The organism is Bradyrhizobium sp. Tv2a-2, assembly GCF_000472425.1.
Taxonomy (GTDB): Bacteria; Pseudomonadota; Alphaproteobacteria; order Rhizobiales; family Xanthobacteraceae; genus Bradyrhizobium.
This window is the reverse complement of sequence record NZ_AXAI01000005.1, coordinates 218,802-237,607: the sequence shown is the minus strand read 5'-3', so window position 1 is coordinate 237,607 and position 18,806 is coordinate 218,802. Positions and strand designations below refer to the sequence as shown.

The 18,806-nt window shown below is 62.9% G+C and carries 18 protein-coding genes, 2 pseudogenes and 1 riboswitch; of the genes and pseudogenes, 17 read left to right on the top strand and 3 right to left on the bottom strand.

From position 1 onward, the window contains the following. Window positions 1-69: 69 nt before the first annotated feature. Together A3AI_RS0112430 and A3AI_RS0112425 are read left to right on the top strand one after the other, a co-directional pair. On the top strand, window positions 70-558 hold the full coding sequence (locus A3AI_RS0112430) for a MarR family winged helix-turn-helix transcriptional regulator (RefSeq protein WP_024515886.1): 489 nt from the start codon (window positions 70-72) through the stop codon (window positions 556-558). A 96-nt stretch (window positions 559-654) separates the two neighbouring features. Then, window positions 655-2,025, top strand: coding sequence for a glutamate--cysteine ligase (locus tag A3AI_RS0112425; RefSeq protein ID WP_024515885.1), 1,371 nt, complete (start codon window positions 655-657; stop codon window positions 2,023-2,025). Window positions 2,026-2,128: 103 nt separating this feature from the next. On the opposite strand, the gene A3AI_RS0112420 is transcribed toward A3AI_RS0112425, so the two are convergent. After that, window positions 2,129-3,073, bottom strand: coding sequence for an ATP-grasp domain-containing protein (locus tag A3AI_RS0112420; RefSeq protein ID WP_024515884.1), 945 nt, complete (start codon window positions 3,071-3,073; stop codon window positions 2,129-2,131). A 302-nt stretch (window positions 3,074-3,375) separates the two neighbouring features. Here A3AI_RS0112420 and A3AI_RS0112415 point away from each other — a divergent pair, with 302 nt between their 5' ends. The 15 genes and pseudogenes from A3AI_RS0112415 to A3AI_RS0112355 all read left to right on the top strand — a co-directional run bounded on the left by A3AI_RS0112415 (window position 3,376) and on the right by A3AI_RS0112355 (window position 16,193). After that, entirely contained in the window at window positions 3,376-4,149 is a 774-nt protein-coding gene (locus tag A3AI_RS0112415; protein WP_024515883.1) for a ferredoxin--NADP reductase, read from the top strand. A gap of 48 nt (window positions 4,150-4,197) precedes the next feature. Further along, window positions 4,198-4,388 (top strand): annotated as a pseudogene (locus A3AI_RS49290) (GIY-YIG nuclease family protein); the annotation flags it as partial. A 104-nt stretch (window positions 4,389-4,492) separates the two neighbouring features. Beyond that, window positions 4,493-4,633, top strand: a pseudogene (locus A3AI_RS49285) (GIY-YIG nuclease family protein); the annotation flags it as partial. A 258-nt stretch (window positions 4,634-4,891) separates the two neighbouring features. Then, window positions 4,892-6,523, top strand: coding sequence for an FMN-binding glutamate synthase family protein (locus A3AI_RS0112410; protein WP_024515882.1), 1,632 nt, complete (start codon window positions 4,892-4,894; stop codon window positions 6,521-6,523). Window positions 6,524-6,622: 99 nt separating this feature from the next. After that, window positions 6,623-7,309, top strand: coding sequence for an RNA polymerase sigma factor (locus tag A3AI_RS0112405; protein ID WP_024515881.1), 687 nt, complete (start codon window positions 6,623-6,625; stop codon window positions 7,307-7,309). 92 nt (window positions 7,310-7,401) lie between these two features. After that, window positions 7,402-7,923: a DUF4142 domain-containing protein gene (locus A3AI_RS0112400; protein ID WP_024515880.1), complete on the top strand. Its 522-nt coding sequence runs from the start codon at window positions 7,402-7,404 to the stop codon at window positions 7,921-7,923. Between the two features lie 9 nt (window positions 7,924-7,932). Continuing rightward, window positions 7,933-8,250 carry a cupredoxin domain-containing protein gene (locus tag A3AI_RS0112395; protein ID WP_024515879.1) on the top strand — a complete coding sequence of 106 codons (318 nt, stop codon included), beginning with the start codon at window positions 7,933-7,935 and terminating at the stop codon, window positions 8,248-8,250. Window positions 8,251-8,341: 91 nt separating this feature from the next. Further along, complete coding sequence (locus A3AI_RS0112390) at window positions 8,342-8,686, top strand: TonB-dependent receptor domain-containing protein (RefSeq protein ID WP_024515878.1); 345 nt, start codon at window positions 8,342-8,344, stop codon at window positions 8,684-8,686. 2 nt (window positions 8,687-8,688) lie between these two features. Continuing rightward, on the top strand, window positions 8,689-10,164 hold the full coding sequence (locus A3AI_RS0112385) for a PepSY domain-containing protein (protein ID WP_024515877.1): 1,476 nt from the start codon (window positions 8,689-8,691) through the stop codon (window positions 10,162-10,164). A gap of 164 nt (window positions 10,165-10,328) precedes the next feature. Beyond that, window positions 10,329-11,339, top strand: coding sequence for a DUF6925 family protein (locus A3AI_RS0112380; protein ID WP_024515876.1), 1,011 nt, complete (start codon window positions 10,329-10,331; stop codon window positions 11,337-11,339). A gap of 81 nt (window positions 11,340-11,420) precedes the next feature. Then, the gene (locus A3AI_RS0112375) at window positions 11,421-12,011 is read left to right on the top strand and encodes a hypothetical protein (protein WP_024515875.1); all 591 of its coding nucleotides are present in this window, start codon (window positions 11,421-11,423) and stop codon (window positions 12,009-12,011) included. A gap of 34 nt (window positions 12,012-12,045) precedes the next feature. Next, a complete protein-coding gene (locus A3AI_RS0112370) occupies window positions 12,046-12,336 on the top strand; it encodes a hypothetical protein (protein WP_024515874.1) in 291 nt (96 codons plus the stop codon). Further along, window positions 12,336-12,518, top strand: coding sequence for a CbtB domain-containing protein (locus tag A3AI_RS0112365; RefSeq protein ID WP_024515873.1), 183 nt, complete (start codon window positions 12,336-12,338; stop codon window positions 12,516-12,518). The genes A3AI_RS0112370 and A3AI_RS0112365 overlap by 1 nt, the downstream gene beginning before the upstream one ends. 10 nt (window positions 12,519-12,528) lie before the next feature. Then, a complete protein-coding gene (locus A3AI_RS0112360) occupies window positions 12,529-13,290 on the top strand; it encodes a CbtA family protein (protein ID WP_024515872.1) in 762 nt (253 codons plus the stop codon). Window positions 13,291-13,435: 145 nt separating this feature from the next. Continuing rightward, a riboswitch (cobalamin riboswitch) is annotated at window positions 13,436-13,640 on the top strand. 273 nt (window positions 13,641-13,913) lie between these two features. Continuing rightward, the gene (locus A3AI_RS0112355; RefSeq protein WP_245286874.1) at window positions 13,914-16,193 is read left to right on the top strand and encodes a TonB-dependent receptor; all 2,280 of its coding nucleotides are present in this window, start codon (window positions 13,914-13,916) and stop codon (window positions 16,191-16,193) included. A gap of 96 nt (window positions 16,194-16,289) precedes the next feature. Here A3AI_RS0112355 and A3AI_RS0112350 read toward each other — a convergent pair whose 3' ends face one another. Together A3AI_RS0112350 and A3AI_RS0112345 are read right to left on the bottom strand one after the other, a co-directional pair. After that, window positions 16,290-17,183, bottom strand: coding sequence for an isocitrate lyase/PEP mutase family protein (locus A3AI_RS0112350; protein ID WP_024515870.1), 894 nt, complete (start codon window positions 17,181-17,183; stop codon window positions 16,290-16,292). 280 nt (window positions 17,184-17,463) lie between these two features. Continuing rightward, window positions 17,464-18,795, bottom strand: coding sequence for an ABC transporter ATP-binding protein (locus A3AI_RS0112345; protein WP_024515869.1), 1,332 nt, complete (start codon window positions 18,793-18,795; stop codon window positions 17,464-17,466). Window positions 18,796-18,806: the final 11 nt, after the last annotated feature.

Sequence of the window (18,806 nt, the reverse complement as noted above, 5' to 3'; positions counted from 1 at the left end):
ATGCAGATGCATTGAGTGCGGTATAGTCGCCGCGCAGGGATCTGAGAACGCGACCTTAAGACCGGGACCATGAAGCGCAAACCATCGACCGAGGCGACCGCCGCCTGGATCCGCCTGGTGCGGGTGCAGAGTCGTGTGCTGGACGCCGTCGAGCAGGACTTGAAGAAGGCCGGCTTCCCGCCGTTGGCCTGGTACGATGCACTATTGGAACTGTCGCGTGCGCCGACTGGCGAGCTGCGTCCGGTGGAGCTGGAGCGGCAGATGCTGATCCCGCAATATTCGACCTCGCGGCTGATCGACCGGCTGGTCGAGGAGGGGCTGGCGGCACGGCGCGAATGCAAGGTCGACAAGCGCGGCCAGTTCGTGGAGATCACCGAGGCCGGGCGCGAGCTGCAAAAGCGGATGTGGGGTGCTTATTCGGCCGCAATCGAGAAATATGTCGGTTCCAAGCTATCGGACGCGGATGCGGCAAAGCTATGCGGCCTGCTCGACCGGCTGGGCTGCTCCTGCGGTGAGATGGCCCCGCCGGTGGCGGCCGAGGGTGCGCCTGTCCGATGAGCACCGTTTTGATTAATAGCGTTCGCGCAAGGCAAGCTTCGCGGACATTCCCGACAACGCGCGCATTGATCGAAGCGCCCTGGATCCGGATTTAGTATGGCGCGAGACCAGATCGACATGACGCCGCTGCAATCGCGCGACGAACTCGTTGCGTGGCTCGAGGCGGGCGAAAAGCCTCCGTCCGAGTTCCGCATCGGCACCGAGCACGAGAAGACGCCCTTCACCCTCGAAGGCCACAAGCCCGTGCCTTACGAGGGCGCGCACGGCATCGGCATGCTGCTGGAGGGGATGCAGCTCCTGCTCGGCTGGGAGCCGATCATGGAGCGCGGCAATATCATCGGCCTCCATGACGTGACCGGCGGCGGCGCCATCTCGCTGGAGCCGGGCGGACAGTTCGAATTGTCGGGCGCGCCGGTCGAAACCGTGCATCAGACCCAGGCCGAGCTGATGGCACATCTTGCGCAGGTGCGCGAGATCGCGACCCCTCTGGGGATCGGCTTTCTCGGCCTCGGCATGACGCCCTCCTGGTCGCGGGCGCAGATCCCGGTCATGCCCAAGGGCCGCTACAAGATCATGACCAATTACATGCCGAAGGTGGGCACCCTCGGCATCGACATGATGTACCGGACCTGCACTGTGCAGACCAACCTCGACTTCTCCTCGGAAGCCGACATGGTCAAGAAGCTGCGCGTGTCGCTGGCGCTGCAGCCTGTCGCCACCGCGCTGTTTGCGAATTCGCCTTTCACCGAGGGCAAGCCCAACGGCTTTTTGTCGTTCCGATCCGAGATCTGGCGCGACACCGACAATGCACGCTCCGGCATGCTGCCTTTCGCTTTCGAGGACGGCATGGGGTTCGAGCGCTATGTCGATTACGCGCTCGACGTTCCCATGTATTTCGTGAAGCGCGGCGATGCCTATATCGACGTCTCCGGCACTTCGTTCCGTGATTTCTTCGCGGGCAAGAATCCCGCGATGCCGGGCGAGCGGCCGACATTGTCGGACTGGGCCAATCACCTCTCGACGATTTTCCCGGAGGTGCGGCTGAAGCGCTATCTGGAGATGCGCGGCGCCGACGGCGCGCCGTGGGGCCGGTTGCCGGCGCTGCCGGCGTTCTGGGTCGGCCTGCTCTATGACGACGTCAGCCTCGATGCGGCCTGGGACATCGCCAAGCACTGGCATGCGCATGAGCGCCAGGCGTTGCGCGATGACGTGCCGCGGCTCGGCTTCAAGTCCCGCATCAAGGACCACTATCTGTTCGAGATCGCCAGGGAGTGCCTCGCGCTCGCGCATGCCGGGCTGCGCCGGCGCGCCCGCATCGACCATCTCGGCCGCGACGAGTCCCGTCACCTCGAGCCGCTCGATCACATCATCGATTCCGGCCGCACGCCGGCCGAGGATATGCTGGAGAAATTCGAGGGTCCCTGGCGCGGCTCGGTCGAGCCGGCCTATGCGGAATACGCCTTTTAAGGCTGCTGGGATTAAGTCGATTTGGCCGCGAACTTTGGTCTCACCTCTCCGCGCTGGGGAGAGGTGCAACTCGAGGCAATCAGCTCAAACCAATCTCGATGCCTTAAGCGAACACCTCGCGTAGTGCGGCGCTGTAGGTCGCCTGTACGAGTTCGGGGTGCTTGCTGCTCAGCGCCTCCATCATCACGCCGGAATTGACCTCCAGCACCTGCCAGGCTCCGTTCGCGCGCACCACGTCGACGGAGGCGAAGCGGATGCCGATCGCCTCAGCCGCATCGGCGGCAAGTGCTGCGCAGGCGTCCCGCGTGCCGCCCTCCTGCAGCAAAGCCGGCTCGGCGCCACTCTCCAGATTGTGGCGCCAGTTCAGCAGGCGCCGCTCGCCGGCCGGTACGATCGCGTCGAGTGCGGCTCTGTCGAAATCGGCGAACAGGCCGGGCAGCACGCTCGAGCGTCGCGCGGCCGGCACGCTCTCGAGCGCGAGCGCCAGCAGCGAGCGCCGACCGTCACCGGTCACGGCAGGGCGGTCCTTCGCATAGACGACAAGCGGCTTGCCATCGAGCATGACGACGCGCACCTCGTCCTCGATGTCGAGATAGGGCGAGACGGCAAGCGCCGTATGGGTAGAAAAAATCCGCTTCACCGCAAGCTCGAGCGCCGGCCGGCTCGTGACCCAGAACACCGATTTTCCCGACGTGCCCTCGTTCGGCTTGACGACAATGCCGCCGGGCGATTGCTGCAGCAAATCAAGCATCGCCTCCCATGAGCCGCGTGGCGGGACGAAGGCATTGAGCTCGGGGTTGAGAAACAGCGTGTGCGGAACGCACGCGACACCCGAGAGCGCCAGCACGTCGCTGGTTGCCGATTTGTCGTTGGCGATCCGGTGCGCGACTGCGCTGTTGAGCCCGAGATCATAGGCAAAAGCGAGCTTTCGCCGCGCGCCGTCCCGCATGACGATGAGCCAGCCGTCGGCGCATACATCGACTGCAAGTCCGTGCTCGGTGCAATAGGTCTTGATCGCCTGGACGAAGATGCGCTGGCTGTTGAGCATTTCGAAATTCGCTTGTTAACCGGTTAACTAACGTTGCCGTGAAATTAAGTGGCGGATCGGCGTGTCCCTTGGCAAGGAAATTACCGCTCTCGCCAGCCCATCGCAGCATGCATCGAACTCGTTTGCCAAATCGAGCGACATGCATTTGAACCACGTCAATTACGCGTCATCGCGGGTTGATTATCTCGCGCAATCGCGTAAGTGAAACGCGAAAATCTCCCGCAAATTCAGGGGTTTTGCCCTTCTCGGGGCCACGCAGTCCGTTTGTTCCAACGAGACCCAAGCCGGAAGAATCGCATACCATGAGCGCCTTCTATCGAGAGAAAGTTCTTTCCGTCCAGCACTGGACCGACACGCTGTTCAGCTTCAAGGCCACTCGCGACTCCGGCTTCCGTTTCCAGAACGGCCAGTTCGCGATGATCGGGCTCGAGGTCGAGGGCCGGCCGTTGCTGCGCGCCTACAGCATGGCTAGCGCCAATCACGAGGAAGAGCTGGAGTTCTTCTCGATCAAGGTTGCGGATGGTCCTTTGACCTCGCGCCTGCAGAGGATCAAGCAAGGCGACACCATTTTGGTCGGCCGCAAGGCGACCGGAACGCTGATCACCGACAATCTGATCCCGGGCGACCGGCTCCTGCTGCTGTCGACCGGCACCGGTCTCGCGCCGTTTGCGAGCCTCATCAAGGACCCTGAGGTCTACGAGCGCTTCGAGAAGATCGTGCTGGTGCATGGCTGCCGCCATGTCAACGAGCTCGCTTTCGGCGAGCAGCTGGTGGCGACGCTGACCGAGGACGAGCTGTTCGGCCCGCTGCTCTCGGAGAAGCTGTCCTATTATCCGACGGTGACTCGCGAGCCGTTCCGCAACCGCGGCCGCATCACCGATCTCATCACCTCCGAGCAGCTCTTCAACGACATCGGGCAAAAGCCGCTCAATGTCGAAGGCGACCGCATCATGATGTGCGGCAGCCCGGCGATGCTGGAAGAGCTGAAGCAGATGTTCGAGGCCCGCGCCTTCACTGAGGGCAATCACACCGAGCCCGGCCACTTCGTGATCGAGAAGGCGTTCGTCGAGCGCTGATCGCGCGGGCTGCGTAAGAGCTCGCCTGTCGATCCTCGCTCCGCGGCCATGGCCGGGCTTGTCCCGGCCATCCACGTCGGTCAAAATGCACCCATGGCGGGTGCGTACGTTTACATTCTAGCCAGCGCTGCAAATGGCGTCCTCTACGTGGGGTGACCAGCGATCTCGTTCGTCGCATTCACGAGCATCGAGACGGCCTGGTCCCTGGATTCACGAAAAGATACTCCGTCAAACGACTAGAGCATTTCCGGTTCTGATTGAATCAGGACCGGAGCTCTAGATTCTTGTTTTGACGCGTTTTCTTCACGCGAACCGGTGTCCACTTCGCTCGAAAACGCTCTAAGTCTACTACGAACAGTACGAAGACATCCGAACCGCCATTCAGCGTGAAAAGAACATCAAGCACTGGTCGCGAGCCTGGAAAGTGGGGTTGATCATTGCGGCCAATCCCGAATGGAGCGACTTATATGACTCTATCATCTAAGTCCCGACGTGGATGGCCGGGACAAGCCCGGCCATGACGGTTGAGCCGGTCACGCTCAGCCGCTTCGTCCGCTCTCCATCCCTCTCGCTGCATCGCAAAATACCGGCAGCACCACTGTATTGATTCCCGCCTGCGGCAACGGCTAGCTTCTTCAAAGCGACGTGTTGTCATATGCTTGAACCTGATGCCAGGTAGGCTCGGGCGCTCGCGTGCGTCCGATAACAAAAACCAGGGCCGGACAAGGCCGAGGGGTGCCCCATGGAAACCTTGATGCTTCCGTTCTCGCCACGCTTCATCGTGTTGACGATCTGCGCGGTGGTGACCGCGCTGCTGCTCGGCATCGGCATCTTCGATCACAATCCTAAAGCGTTCGACGTCGTCCTCATTCCGCTGCTGATCTTCGGGGGGCTCACGCTGCTCGGCATCCGCGATCTCACGCAGAAGGGCCACGCGGTTTTGCGCAACTATCCGATCTCGGCGCATATGCGTTTTTTGCTCGAGGAGATCCGGCCCGAGATGCGGCAGTATTTCTTCGAGAGCGAGAAGGACGGCATGCCCTTCTCGCGCGACATTCGCGCCGTGGTCTATCAGCGCGCCAAGATGCAGCTCGACAAGCGCCCGTTTGGCACGCAGGAGGACGTCTATCGCAACGGCTATGAATGGATGCACCACTCGGTCGCGCCGAAAGCGCATTCCAACGAGAAATTCCGCATCACCATCGGCGGGCCGGATTGCACCAAGCCGTATTCCGCCTCGGTGTTCAACATCTCCGCCATGAGCTTCGGCGCCTTGAGCCCCAACGCCGTGCGCGCGCTCAATGCCGGCGCCAAGAAGGGCGGCTTCGCCCATGACACCGGCGAGGGCGGCTTCAGCCCCTATCATGCCGAGATGGGCGGCGACATCATCTGGGAGATCGGCTCCGGCTATTTCGGCTGCCGCACCCGCGACGGAAAATTTAACCCGGACGAGTTCGCTCGCGTCGCGGCCACCGACCAGATCAAGATGGTCGAGCTCAAGATCAGCCAGGGCGCCAAGCCCGGCCATGGCGGCGTGCTGCCGGCAGCCAAGGTATCGGAGGAGATTTCCAAGATCCGCGGCGTCACCATGGGCGAGGACTGCATCTCGCCGCCCTGCCACAGCGCCTTCTCGACCCCGATCGAGATGATGCAGTTCGTCGGCAACATGCGGAAACTCGCGGGCGGCAAGCCGGCCGGCTTCAAGATGTGCATCGGCCATCCCTGGGAGTTCCTCGCCATCTGCAAGGCGATGCTCAAGACCGGCATCTATCCCGACTTCATCGTCATCGACGGCAATGAAGGCGGCACCGGCGCGGCGCCGCTGGAGTTCATGGATCACCTGGGCATGCCGATGCGCGAGGGCGTCAATTTCGTCCACAATGCGCTGGTCGGCATCAATGCCCGCGACCGCATCAAGCTGGGGGCATCGGGCAAGATCGCGACCGCCTTCGACATGGCGCGCGCCATGGCCATCGGCGCCGATTGGTGCAATTCGGCACGCGGTTTCATGTTCTCGCTCGGCTGCATCCAGTCCCTGAGCTGCCACACCGACCGCTGCCCGACCGGCGTGACCACGCAGGATCCGATCCGCAACCGCGCGCTCTACGTGCCGCACAAGATCGAGCGGGTCTATAACTACCATCACTCGACCCTGATCGCGCTCGCCGAGCTGCTCGGGGCGGCTGGCCTGAAGCATCCGCAGGAACTGCGGCCAATCCATTTCTCGCAGCGGACATCGACCACTGAAGTCTGCACCTTCGCACAGCTCTATCCGACGCTGCAGCCGGGCGAGCTGATCAACGGCACCGACGACATCCGCTTTCGCGATGTCTGGCGCATGGCGCAGGCGGAGTCGTTTTCGCCGGTAATGTGATCCTGGACGCGCGCGCGGTTGGAACCGGCGGATAATTTCGGGAACCTTTCGATCCCGATCGCATCCAAGTCTTGTAGCCGTACAGCCGGGCGACAGGCCATGCGTTCGACACCAGCCAACAGCACACCACTTGCCGCGATCAGCGAAAGCGAGCTTGTCCGACGCGCCATGGCCCGCGACGAGACGGCGATCCGCATCATCCTCAAGGCCAACAATCGCCGGCTGTTCCGCATCGTCCGCGGCATCCTGCACAACGATGCGGAAGCCGAGGATGTGGTGCAGGAGGCTTACGTCCGGGCGCTGACGCATCTTGCCGGCTTTCGCGGGGAGTCGAGCCTGTCGACATGGCTGTCGCGCATTGCCATGAACGAGGCATTGGGCCGGTTGCGCAGCAAGCCGCTGTTGCTGGATCTGGATTCGCTGTCGCAAACGAGGCCCGAGGCCGAGATCATTCCGTTTCCCGCCGCATCGAGCGACCCGGAAAAATCAATGGCGCAACGTCAAGTACAGGAAGTCGTCGAGCGCGCGATCGATGCGTTGCCGGAGCCATTTCGGATGGTCTTCATCATGCGCGTGATGGAGGAGATGACCGTGGAAGAGACCGCGGCGCTGCTCTGCCTCAAGCCCGAAACGGTCAAGACGCGCGTGCATCGCGCCCGCGCTCTGTTGCGGCGGAACGTGGAGAGGGAGATCGGCCCGATCGTGCTGGATGCCTTTCCTTTCGCCGGCCGTCGCTGCGAACGATTGACCGAAGCGGTTCTGAGACGACTGGGTTTCGGCGCCTGAATTTTTCGGGAACCTCCGGGCAATTGCACCATCCAACTCCTGTGCAACCGTTTACGCGCCGGCTTCGACCCGGCGCCACAGGAGTTGAAGCGATGTATGTCCGAATAAGCGCAGCGATTGCAGCCATCTGTTTTTCCAGCGGCATGGCGATGGCAGAGGGCGCAAAGCTGACCGATCCGCAGATCGCCCATATCGCCTACACGGCCGGAGAGATCGACATCAAGGCAGCCAAGCAGGCCCTGGACAAGGCGAGCAGCAAGGATGTGAAGCAGTTTGCCCAGGACATGGTGCGCGACCATGAAGCGGTGAACAAGCAGGCGCTTGACCTCGTCAAGAAGCTCAAGGTTACGCCGGAAGACAACGAGACCAGCAAAGCGTTGTCCAGGCAGGCCGCCGACAAGCTTGCCGAGCTCGGCAAGCTCAAAGGCGCAGCCTTTGACAAAGCCTATGTCGCCAACGAGGTCGCTTACCACAAGACCGTGGACGGCGCGCTGGAAACGCAACTCATTCCCTCCGCCAGCAATTCGGAGCTGAAGGGACTGCTGCAAACCGGCCTGAAAATCTTTCAGGGCCACGAACAACATGCCGAGCATGTCGCGGCTGAACTGAAGTAGGAGGGCGGGATGCAACGAGCGCGCCGATTTGCGGCCATCGCCGCGTTGTGGCTGGCGGCCGGTGCTTCGGCGCGCGCAGCTACTATTCAAATCTCGATGGAGAATCTCGAGGTCGCGCCGGCTGTGACCTCGGCCAGGGTCGGCGACACCATAGAATGGACCAACAAGGACGTCCTGCTCCATAGCGCGACGGCCCGCAACGGCGATTTCGACGTGACTCTGCCGCCGAAGAAGACGGCGAGCTTTGTGCTGAAGAAGGCCGGCACGGTCGACTACTACTGCCGTTACCACCCGAACATGAAGGCGACCATCAACGTCGCGCCTTGAAGCAGCGCAAGCCGGTCATGACGGGGGGAGAGATAGAGGCGTGCGCCGTCGCTGCGACGAAGCGCGCTCGCTGCTTTCCTGAATATTGGTGATGGTCGGCGGACAGGTGGTCAACTATGCCGGTAATATTCCCATGAACGTGCCGGAGCAGGTGTCGAACATTTGGGTCACCTGGGATTTCGCGTCCGACTGGTCCGTCTACAGCGGCGTGCAGATCGTCGGTCAAACCTATTCCGACAACGCCAATACGCTGCTCCGTCCGGCCTATGCCGTCGTCAATGGCGGGATACGCTGGAGGCCCGACCAGCGGACGACGGTTGCGTTCCGGCTTTACAACCTGTTCGACACGGTCTACGCGACGTCCGCGCCCTACACCGGGCAATGGCTGCTAGGCATGCCGCGGACGGCGGAAGTCTCGCTCAACGTGAAGTTCTGACCATGCGCCGCGCCTTGATCCGCCGGGGACGGCGATGGCTCTACATCACCCATCGCTGGATCGGCATCGCGACCTGCCTGTTGTTTGCGATGTGGTTCGTCTCCGGCGTCGTCATGATGTATGTGGCGTTCCCGCAGCTCACCGACCGCGAGCGATGGGCCGCGCTGCCGGAGATCGCGTGGGACCAGATCCGTGTGCCGCCCGACCAGGCCATGATCATCGCCGGCGTCGCGCACTATCCGCGCGACCTCCGTCTGGTCATGCTGGACAATACGCCGGTCTACCGGCTCACGGACTGGGATGGCGCGCGCAAAACCGTGAGCGCGACGGATGGTCGCCTGATCGATAGCGTCACGCCCGAACAGGCGCTGGCGATCGCGAGCCACCATCCGAATGCGACGCATCCGCAAGTGATCGGCACCGTCACGCGCGACCAGTGGAGCGTCACCGCGCGCTACAATCCGCTGCGACCGCTGCTCCTGGTCGCGCTCGGAGATGCGGACGGAACGGAGCTTTACGTCTCCGCGCGGACCGGCGAGGTCGCACTCGATACCACGCGGCGCGAGCGCTTTTGGAATTGGCTGGGCTCAATCCCGCACTGGATCTATCCGACAATTCTCCGGCAGGACGGCGCGACCTGGCGGCAGGTGGTGCTCTGGATCTCAGGCATCTGCCTCGTGGTCGCGGTGACCGGTTTCTGGATCGGCGTCCTGCGGTTGCGGTTGCGCCAGCGTTATGCGCGCGGCGCCGTCACACCCTATCGCGGCTGGATGGTCTGGCATCACATCGCCGGGCTGATCGGCGGCATCTTCGTTTTCACCTGGATGTTCAGTGGCTGGTTGTCGCTCGATCCCGGTGAATTTTTTGCAGGCCGCGCTGCGTCCCGGGACATGGCTGTCCGTTATGCCGGACACGACACGCCACGGATTGCAGCGGCCTTCCAGTCGAAACCTGCGCCGGGCGCCGTCGAAGCGCGCTTGGTCTGGATCGGGAGCCATCCGCTCATGATTCTCACCGATCGCGATGGCCGTGAAACCACTGCAGATCCGGCAAGCGGCGCAGCGATAGCGCTGTCCGATGACGAGATTTTCAAAGCCGCCGCCCGTCTGCTGCCGGATGCCGCGCTAACCACTCATCTTCGCCTCTCGCAGTTCGATGCCTATTGGTATGCCCATCACGACGAGCGCCCGTTGCCCGTGCTGCGCGTTGGCTTCGATGACGCGGCGGAGACCTGGTTCCACATCGATCCGCGCAATGGCGACATTCTCGGCCGCACCGACGACAGCCGGCGCACCTATCGCTGGCTCTACAACGGTCTTCACAGTTTGGATTTTCCGTTGCTGCTGCGCCACCGCCCGGCCTGGGACATCGTGACTATGCTGCTGTCGCTGATCGGCACGATCGTGTCGATCAGCGGCATCGTCATCGGCTGGCGGCGACTGCGCCGCGGCTCGCGTCGGAGGGCCGCGCGCGCTTGAATCCTTACCTTAAGGTCGCGCAAGGTTTTCGCGCGAGTCGATATGCCGTTCAACCTGCACCATGAGAATCTCACTGGCTTCCTTGGTCATGGACCCGGTATCTTCGGCGGCATTCGCGTCGCGAGTTATGGCGTGAAACAGGCTGCGGCAAACAGGCTGATCACATGGCGACGGCTGATGATCCCATTGCGTTTCTGGCGGACCAGCTTGCCGAGGTGGAGGCAGGCTTCAGCCTGGGCACATTTGGTGCGATCGCCGAGTTCATGCGCGATGCCGGCGAGCCCGTGTCGTTCGTTCAAGGCGACGGCGCGATCGGCGCGGCGACGGCGCGCGGCGGATTGCGTGTTCTGCGGCATCCGGACATGCGCCTGATCGCTTCGGAATCGCCGACCACCGAGTCCTGGAGCCATCGTGTGGCGCTGTGCCTGCCGCACCTGGTCTGCGCCATGAACGGCCGCACGGAGTTGACGGAGACAGGCATCGATCACGAAGCGTTGCGCGAGGAGGATCGGAACGGCGTCCTTTTCGATCTCGGTCTCGGGACGCTGCAGGTCGACGTCTGCATCCGTAGCGCCGATCCGGAGGTCGTCAGCTTGTTGCGGAGTTACGCCGGAAAATCCATCTTCACGCCGGGTAATGATGCGATGCGCATCATCCTGGCGACCAATCCGCATCGCGTCTTCCTCAGCCGGGTCGGCCGGGCCGAGGTATCTCAACCGATACCGCCGCCGGGCGGCCAAAGTCCGAGCGGGCCACATACCCACCTCCTGCCCAAGCTGCTGGTGCACGGTCGGACCCACGCCGCGACCGAGCCGGTGCCGGACGGCTGGATCCCTTGCGCCCATGTCTATCCGCCACACCCTCTTCGCGATCAATTGGGAAGGAAACGGCCGTTCCGGCTTGACTATCACGACGCCTTCCAAGCCGTGCTCGAAGGTTACGGCGAGGCAGACCGGGTTGCCCTCAAGCGACGGGTCGTCGAGGCTGTGGTGGCCGGGCATGGGCCGTCCACATTGACGCTCCCGGATGATCGCTTTGCGCGCGCGACGGTGCGGGTGGCGCTTCGCCAGCTACAGGCCTTGCAACGGCCATCGCCATCACTTGCGCAATGGCTGGCCGACCATGACCGAGCCGCGTCGACCGAAGATGAAGATCCGATGGAGGCGCTGCACTGACGGCTCGACCAAGTTGTCGTGCCGCCGATCTGTCGCGCGCCCCGAAGAAATGTATTAGAATACCCGGCAAGGAGAATTCCAATGTCCCTCAACCTGCTGTCACCCTCTGCCGACGGTTCCCGGCTCGCCCCGGTCGAGACGCGTCATGCGCCATTATTCTGTTTTGCGCTGCTGACGATCTCTTGCGCGCTTGCAAGCTTCGCGCTTGCCTGTGCGACACCGTTTGCAGCCTTCGCCGTGATTGCCGCGGCGATGCTGCCGCTGCGCCCGGCGCTGCTGGTCGTCACCGGCGCGTGGCTGGTCAATCAAGGTATCGGCTTCGGCGCCCTGCATTACCCCATCAAGACCAATACGATGCTGTGGGGGCTTGCGATCGGCCTTGCCGCGCTTGCCGCTACGGCGATTTCGGCAGCCGTTCTGCGCGCACTCTCGCAAAGCCGCAGTCCGATTGCCTTCGCGCTTGTTCTGGCGCTTACGCTGGCCTGCGCCTACGGCGCCTATGAGCTCGTGCTTTTTGCCGCGACGCCGTTCCTGGGCGGCGCCGGCAGCTTCACCGCAGCCATCATCGGCCGCATCGGCTTCCTGAACGTCGTCTGGCTGATCGGGCTCGTCGCGGCGTGCGAGATTGTCCGGCTGGTCAATCCGTTCAAGCCCGGCCACGCGGTTTCGTGAGGTCCGGATGTCCGCGGCTCGAGCAGGCTAGGCCGTGACGGACGGCGTGCGCTGGCGTCCGGAGATCGATGCGCTGGTGTTTTCGGTCGAAGATCATGCGGCTTTCTGCGCCGTGCATCGCCGGGCATTCCGCACGCTGCTCCGGTTCGAGCCGTCGCCGGACGAGTGCCTCAGCTATTTCGCTGGCTTTGAAGTTGCATTCAGGGCCGCCGCGGGCGACAAGATCGCAAAAAAGGAGCTTCCGGTTGGCCGGAATTTCCACCTGACCAGTCGCGACATCGCCAGGAAGTTGGTAGAGTCGGAAACGAAGCAAGGAGAACAATGATGGCACATTCCCAGACCACCCATCTGCCGGTTGCAGCGGGCCAGGTCAGCCGGCTGACCCAGGCCCTGATGGCGATGACGCTCGGTCTTTTCATCGTCGGCTTTGTCGGCTTCTCGCATATCGACGTCGTCCATAACGCCGCCCATGACGTGCGGCATTCGAACGCGTTTCCCTGCCACTAACCACCGTTGCATGAACACCTTCCGCGCAATCGTGTTCTCGTCGGTCGTTGCAGGTTTTGTGGTCGGCGCGATCGTCACGGTCATCCAGCAATTCGGCACGGTGCCGATCATCCTGAAGGCTGAAGTCTTCGAGAAGGCGGCGGAGCATCATGATCATGGGGCCGCTGCGGCTGCGCCGGGGGGCGCTGCCGCGCACAGCCATGCGGAGCACCAGCATGAACACGCAGCGGGAGCCTGGGGGCCGCAGGACGGGTTGGAGCGGAATGCTTACACCGCGGCGGCGAATGTCCTGACAGCGATCGGTTTCTCGCTGCTGCTCGCCGCCATATTCGCCATGCGCAGCGGCAATGCGGCTGGCCGTGTGTCATGGCACGAGGGTCTCACATGGGGACTTGCGGGCTTTGCGGTGTTCACGCTTGCGCCCGGCCTGGGCCTGCCGCCTGAACTGCCCGGCGTGCCGGCTGCGCCCCTGTTGTCGCGGCAGATCTGGTGGGTTCTGGCGGCCGCGGCGACTGCTGGAGGCTTGAGCCTGATTTTCTTTCGCCGCTCCGTGCCCGCGTCGATCGCGGGGCTGCTCCTCATCGTGCTGCCCCATATCGTCGGAGCGCCGGAGCTGGAGCACATCGAAACCAATGTGCCGGCCTCGCTGTCACACCAGTTCGTCGTGGCGGTGACGCTGACGAGCCTGATCTTCTGGTTCATCCTGGGCGGCGTGACCAGCGTGGCGTTCGCGCATTTCGACCGCGCGAATCCGGACGCTGCGCCGACTTGACCAAGATCGTCCTGGAGAAACGTTGGGGCGCCTCCAGCTATGCGCCATTTGCCTCCCTCTGCCGGACCGAGTGTCCCAACTGACACACGCACGTAATCTCCGTGTCAGGAAAGACCGACGCCGCTTGACTCCCTTCGGAACCCTATTCAGTCTAAAGCCCGGTAGTGCCCGAAGGGCTAATCAAGGGAATGCGGTGCGTCCGTTAACACGGACAATGCCGCAGCTGCCCCCGCAACTGTAAGCGGCGAGCCGACGACCATTTAATGCCACTGGGATCATGTCGGTCCTGGGAAGGTGGTCCGAAGCAGCGACCCGCGAGCCAGGAGACCTGCTACCAGCAATGGTCATGCGCGAACGCGTCGGGCGGGGTGCTCCGAAGCGTTAGGAGTGCCGTGCGGGTCTGCTGCATCAAGGGCGAAGGGCAGATTGTCGCGGCCAGCGTGTGACGGGTCTATTGTTCGCTGTCGGGCACAATCGTGTCGATTTCAAAAATCTCTGTCTGGCATACGCCAGTACACATTTCTGCGCGTTCTCTTCACTTGGCTTCATCAAAAAGGCGCTGGCTGTCCGGCTCCGCGCTGCCGCTCGGAATCCTTCTGGGCCTTGCTGCGGCATCGAAACCTGTGTCTGCACAGACCTCGCAACCGCTCAATCCCGTCATTGTCGCGCCACCTCCTCCGAAGAGCAACGTCACGCGACGCGGCCCCGAGACCCGCGGCGCGCCAAAACGCGTGCAGCGGACGGCGCGGCAGGTCCCGCCCAAGCCGGTGCCGGTGCCGGTGCCGGCCACGCCGGCGCCAACGCCGCTCAACAGCAATGTGGTGGCAGGCAGCGCAAGTCATCTCGGCCTGACCGCGTATCAGATGCCCGCGAGTGTGGAAGTCGTCAGCCAACCACAGATGCAGGAGCAGGGCTACCGCACCACCACCGAAACCGCGCAAGGCGCGGTCGGCGTGCTCTCCGGTGACGCCGGCGGGGCGCCGGCAGGATTTTCCATGCGCGGCTTCACCGGCAGCCAAGTGAACGTGCTCTACAATGGCATCTGGATCGGCCCGCAGGCCATCACCTCGCGTGTGATGGACACGGCCAATCTGCAGCAGGTCGAGTACCTCAAAGGGCCGTCCTCGATCATGTCCGGCCTCGGAGCGATCGGCGGCGCCGTCAATTTCGTCAGCAATCAGCCGGCCACCGGACCGATCAGGAGCGAGCTCGACGGCTCGATCGACTCGCTCGGCACCTACCGCACCCATTTCGGCTCCGGCGGCAGCACCAATATCTCGGGACTCGATTACCGCTTCGATATCAGCTCTTCGAAGGTCAACAGCTTCATCGACGGCGACTACGAGAATCTCAACAACGTCTCGGGGCAGCTCAATTACCGCCTCACCGACTCGTTCAAGGTCTTCGGCGCCATCGATTACAAGCGCGATGACGGCCACGTCTATTGGGGCACGCCGCTGACGACGACGACGTTTTCCGGACCGTTCTCCACGCATAGCGTCGTGGCAGGGTCGGCGATCAACACTTTCGACGGCTCGGTTATCGCGCCCGTGACCGTGGACTCCCGGACGCTCACGACCAGCTACAACGTCGCCGACAATTCCATCGGCGCACATGAATTGTGGCTGCGCGGCGGCTTCGAATGGAACGTCAACGAGGACATCACGATCAAGAACCAGGCCTATGATTACGGCGCCAAGCGTCACTGGTTCGACAGTGAAACCTATGCTTTCAATACCGGCACGTCGTTGATTGATCGCGACCGCTTTTTTGTAAATCACAAGCAGCAGGTCATTGGCGACAATACCGACCTGATCTGGAATTCGTCCTTCTACGGCATGGAAAACCGCTTCGTGACGCAATTGTCGGTGAGCCGGAACGAGATCCAATTCGCCCAGGAACAAAACCCAGACGATTATCCGTTCGACTCCGTGACCGTGGTCAACCCGGACCCAGGGCTTTACAGCATGACCCCGGAGCCAGGCATCCGTAACAGCCGTCTGGATGACGCCGCGATCACGGTCGAGGACCGTCTGAAGATCACCCCGATTCTTGCATTGATCGGCGGCGTCCGTGTCGACGATCTGTCGTTGTCACGCGACGGCATCAATTTCGACGGAACGCTGCCCGCCGGCCAACCCTTCACCACGACCTGGAATCCGGTGTCTTACCGCGCCGCCGCAACACTTGAGCCCGTGAAGGGGCTGATGTTCTACGGCATGTACGCGACGGCTTACGATCCGGCCGCGGCGGGCATCTTCTCGGTCACGCCAGGCACTTCGCTGGAATTGACCAGCGCCAGGATCTTCGAGACCGGCGTCAAGGCGCTCTCGGATGACAAGCGAGCCGAATTCACCTTCGCGGCCTATGACATCCAGCTCAAGAACGTCTATGTGGCGCTCACCAATGCAGTCTCCACCCTTGCCGGCGAAGTCCATACCCAGGGTGTCGAGCTCGCGGCGGCAGTCCGACCGGTCGACAACGTCAAGATCTGGGGCAATGTCGCCGTCACGCAGTCGCGATATGGTGATTTCGACGTGTGGACCGGCAACACGCCATCGAACATCGCGCCCATCATCATCAACGCCGGCGCCTCATACCGGTTCGACAATTGGCGTTGGCCGGTCGAGGTCGGCGGATCAGTCCACCATGTCGGGCAGCGCTATCTGTTCGAGGACGATCTCACGGCCATGCTGCCCTATACCACGGCCGACCTCTTCGCGTTCGTCGACATTCCCGGCAGGGATTTATGGTGGCAGGGCGTCGAGAAGATGCGAGTGACATTTCGGGTGCGAAATATCACCAACACGGTCTACGCCGTCTGGTCAGACCCGGGCTATCCAGATCAGGTTTATCTCGGCGCCCCCCGGACGTTCGAACTGTCTGCCTCGGCGAAGTGGTAACGCTGTTGGCCCAGCGGTGCTCTGCTGTCTATTTTTCGACAGCAGTCGTGCAGGATGATCTGCGTTCGTGAACGTGCGCCGCGGTGCTATTCGCCATCAGCCGCGTGAGTGCCCATTCCCGCTCGCTGGATGCGCCGCATAGCGAGCCTCCATCAGGTCGAAGTCCTGCTTGCCGACCAGCCTCTGGCGCTCGGCAAATGATGTGACGGCGCCCTCATCGAGGATGCCGTTCTGCTTCAGCACTGACAGCGTCGACTGCATGCCATGCACGGCTCCCTGCAAGGCGGCATTGGCGTAAAGCACCAGGCTGAAGCCCACTTCGGCCGCCGCTTTCTGATCGATAATGGGTGTCTTGCCACCAAGCACCATGTTGACCAGCTGAGGCGCCTTCAGGCGGCGCGGGATCGCCTTGAGGTCTTCGAGGCTTTGGGGCGCTTCGATGAATGTGACATCCGCGCCCGCCTCGATGTAGCGGCTGGCCCGCTCGATGGCCGCCTCGAATCCTTCGACAGCGCACGCATCAGTGCGAGCGATGACGACCAAGTCCTGGCGTCTTGTGTCCACCGCGGCTCGTATCTTGCCCACCATTTCCTCCGGGCTGACCAACTCCTTGCCATCAAAGTGGCCGCACCGTTTGGGCGCATGCTGGTCTTCGATCTGGATCGCACTGGCGCCTGCTTGCTCCAGAATGCGAACCGTGTGGGTGACGTTGATGGCGTTGCCGAAGCCGGTGTCGATGTCGACGACCAGCGGCAGGTCGATCACACACCGGATGGCCATCACATGATCTGCTACCTGGGTCAGGTCGATGAACCCAAGGTCCGGCAGGCCCAGGTGCATATTGGTAAGTCCGGCCCCGGTCAGATAGACCGCCTTGAAGCCCAGATCGGCGATGATCCGCGCCGCGAGCGCATTTGGTGCGCCGGGCAGAATAACGCCCTTCTCCTCGCGGAGCATGGCTCGAAGCATCTGGATGTGAGAGGTCGACATCGTGTCTCTCCTGTTCGCGGAAGCGGCTGCGGTCCACACCAAATCTGATCCAATATATGATGCATCCGCCTGTCGTCACCGGTGGCCGCAATTTCATCGCCTCGTTTCTTGATGCGCGAGAATGCGGGCCGATGGCTCGGCCGTCATTGCGAGGGGCGAAGCGACGCGGCAATCCAGCGTCGCTTGGCGTGGCTCTGGATTGCTTCGCTTCGCTCGCGATGACGGGGGAGAGAGTTGGGTCGATGACAACGCCCGGCGCTTTTGCCGGGATGCCGGCGCGTCAGGCGCTACCCTCATCCACGCCCGGGTTCTCCAGACTGAACGTCTCCGACTGCTCGTCATAGGCGAACAGCTCGGCGTAGCGGCCCCAGGAAACGATGGTTTTCAGCGTCTCGTCGGCATATTCCTCCGACATGTAGTCTTCCAGCTCGTTGCGGAAGCGTGCGGCGGGCGCGGTGTGGGAGGGACGCTCGTCGAGCACGCGCTTGATCAGGCCCATGACGGGCACGAAGGCGACCAGGTGCTCGGCAAAGAGTTTTTTGCGCGCGTCGGTCTCGAGATTGGCAAAGCGCTTTCCCGCCTCGGTGAGCACGAGATCGCCCTCCTTGAACTGGGCGAAATGCAGAAGCTGCAGCGACTCGCCGAGATGCAGGATCTCGTCGGCCTCGAGCTGCAACTGGCCGGCCAGCACCGGCAGGTCGGCATGGCCGTTATAGGGCTCGGCCGCCAGCGTCTCGATCAGGCCGGACAGCACGTTGGAGGAGACGTGATCGAGCACCAGGCCGACGCCGACATTGGCCTGCATGTTCTCCATGGTCGGCGGTTTCGTCGGGCGCTGGGTCATGCGCTCATAGAGCGTGTCGACGAGCTGGCGGAACACCGGATCGAGCCGGTTGCGGGGATGTGGCAGGTCGACCTTGTATTCGGCGGCGACGCGGCCGGGATTGGACGAGAACACCAGGACGCGGTCGCACATCAGGACCGCTTCCTCGATGTTGTGCGTCACCATCAGCACCGACTTGATCGGCAGGCGGCCGTCGATCCAGAGGTCGACGAGGTCGGTGCGCAGCGTCTCGGCGGTGAGCACGTCGAGCGCCGAGAACGGCTCGTCCATCAACAGCAGGTCCGGATGCACCACCAGCGCGCGCGCAAAGCCGACGCGCTGGCGCATGCCGCCGGACAATTCCTTGGGGAAGGCGGATTCGAAGCCGTCGAGGCCGATCAGGTCGATGGCAGCGATCGCGCGCTTGCGCCGCTCGGCGGCCTCGATGCCGAGCGCCTCCAGGCCAAGCTCCACGTTCTGCAGCACGGTCAGCCAGGGAAACAGCGCGAACGACTGGAACACCATGGCCACGCCGTTCGGCGGGCCCTCGATGGTTTCTCCACGGCAGGTGGCCTTGCCCGAGGAGGGCGCGACCAGGCCGGCGATGATGCGCAACAGCGTCGACTTGCCCGAGCCGGAACGGCCAAGCAGGCCCACGATCTCACCCGAGCGGATGGTAAGGTCGACCTTGTCCAGCACCAGCAGATCCTCGCCGGATCCTTTCGGGAACGAGCGGCTGACGCCACGGATATCGATCAGGGTGGACTGCTGCTTGGTTTGGTCGAGCATGGAGAAGTCCC

Bases quoted from the DNA above. Each gene is read 5' to 3' on its own strand.
- A3AI_RS0112430 (WP_024515886.1), top strand. From the start codon at position 70: ATGAAGCGCAAACCATCGACCGAGGCGACCGCCGCCTGGATCCGCCTG.
- A3AI_RS0112425 (WP_024515885.1), top strand. From the start codon at position 655: ATGGCGCGAGACCAGATCGACATGACGCCGCTGCAATCGCGCGACGAA.
- A3AI_RS0112420 (WP_024515884.1), bottom strand. From the start codon at position 3,073: ATGCTCAACAGCCAGCGCATCTTCGTCCAGGCGATCAAGACCTATTGC.
- A3AI_RS0112415 (WP_024515883.1), top strand. From the start codon at position 3,376: ATGAGCGCCTTCTATCGAGAGAAAGTTCTTTCCGTCCAGCACTGGACC.
- A3AI_RS0112410 (WP_024515882.1), top strand. From the start codon at position 4,892: ATGGAAACCTTGATGCTTCCGTTCTCGCCACGCTTCATCGTGTTGACG.
- A3AI_RS0112405 (WP_024515881.1), top strand. From the start codon at position 6,623: ATGCGTTCGACACCAGCCAACAGCACACCACTTGCCGCGATCAGCGAA.
- A3AI_RS0112400 (WP_024515880.1), top strand. From the start codon at position 7,402: ATGTATGTCCGAATAAGCGCAGCGATTGCAGCCATCTGTTTTTCCAGC.
- A3AI_RS0112395 (WP_024515879.1), top strand. From the start codon at position 7,933: ATGCAACGAGCGCGCCGATTTGCGGCCATCGCCGCGTTGTGGCTGGCG.
- A3AI_RS0112390 (WP_024515878.1), top strand. From the start codon at position 8,342: ATGGTCGGCGGACAGGTGGTCAACTATGCCGGTAATATTCCCATGAAC.
- A3AI_RS0112385 (WP_024515877.1), top strand. From the start codon at position 8,689: ATGCGCCGCGCCTTGATCCGCCGGGGACGGCGATGGCTCTACATCACC.
- A3AI_RS0112380 (WP_024515876.1), top strand. From the start codon at position 10,329: ATGGCGACGGCTGATGATCCCATTGCGTTTCTGGCGGACCAGCTTGCC.
- A3AI_RS0112375 (WP_024515875.1), top strand. From the start codon at position 11,421: ATGTCCCTCAACCTGCTGTCACCCTCTGCCGACGGTTCCCGGCTCGCC.
- A3AI_RS0112365 (WP_024515873.1), top strand. From the start codon at position 12,336: ATGGCACATTCCCAGACCACCCATCTGCCGGTTGCAGCGGGCCAGGTC.
- A3AI_RS0112360 (WP_024515872.1), top strand. From the start codon at position 12,529: ATGAACACCTTCCGCGCAATCGTGTTCTCGTCGGTCGTTGCAGGTTTT.
- A3AI_RS0112350 (WP_024515870.1), bottom strand. From the start codon at position 17,183: ATGTCGACCTCTCACATCCAGATGCTTCGAGCCATGCTCCGCGAGGAG.
- A3AI_RS0112345 (WP_024515869.1), bottom strand. From the start codon at position 18,795: ATGCTCGACCAAACCAAGCAGCAGTCCACCCTGATCGATATCCGTGGC.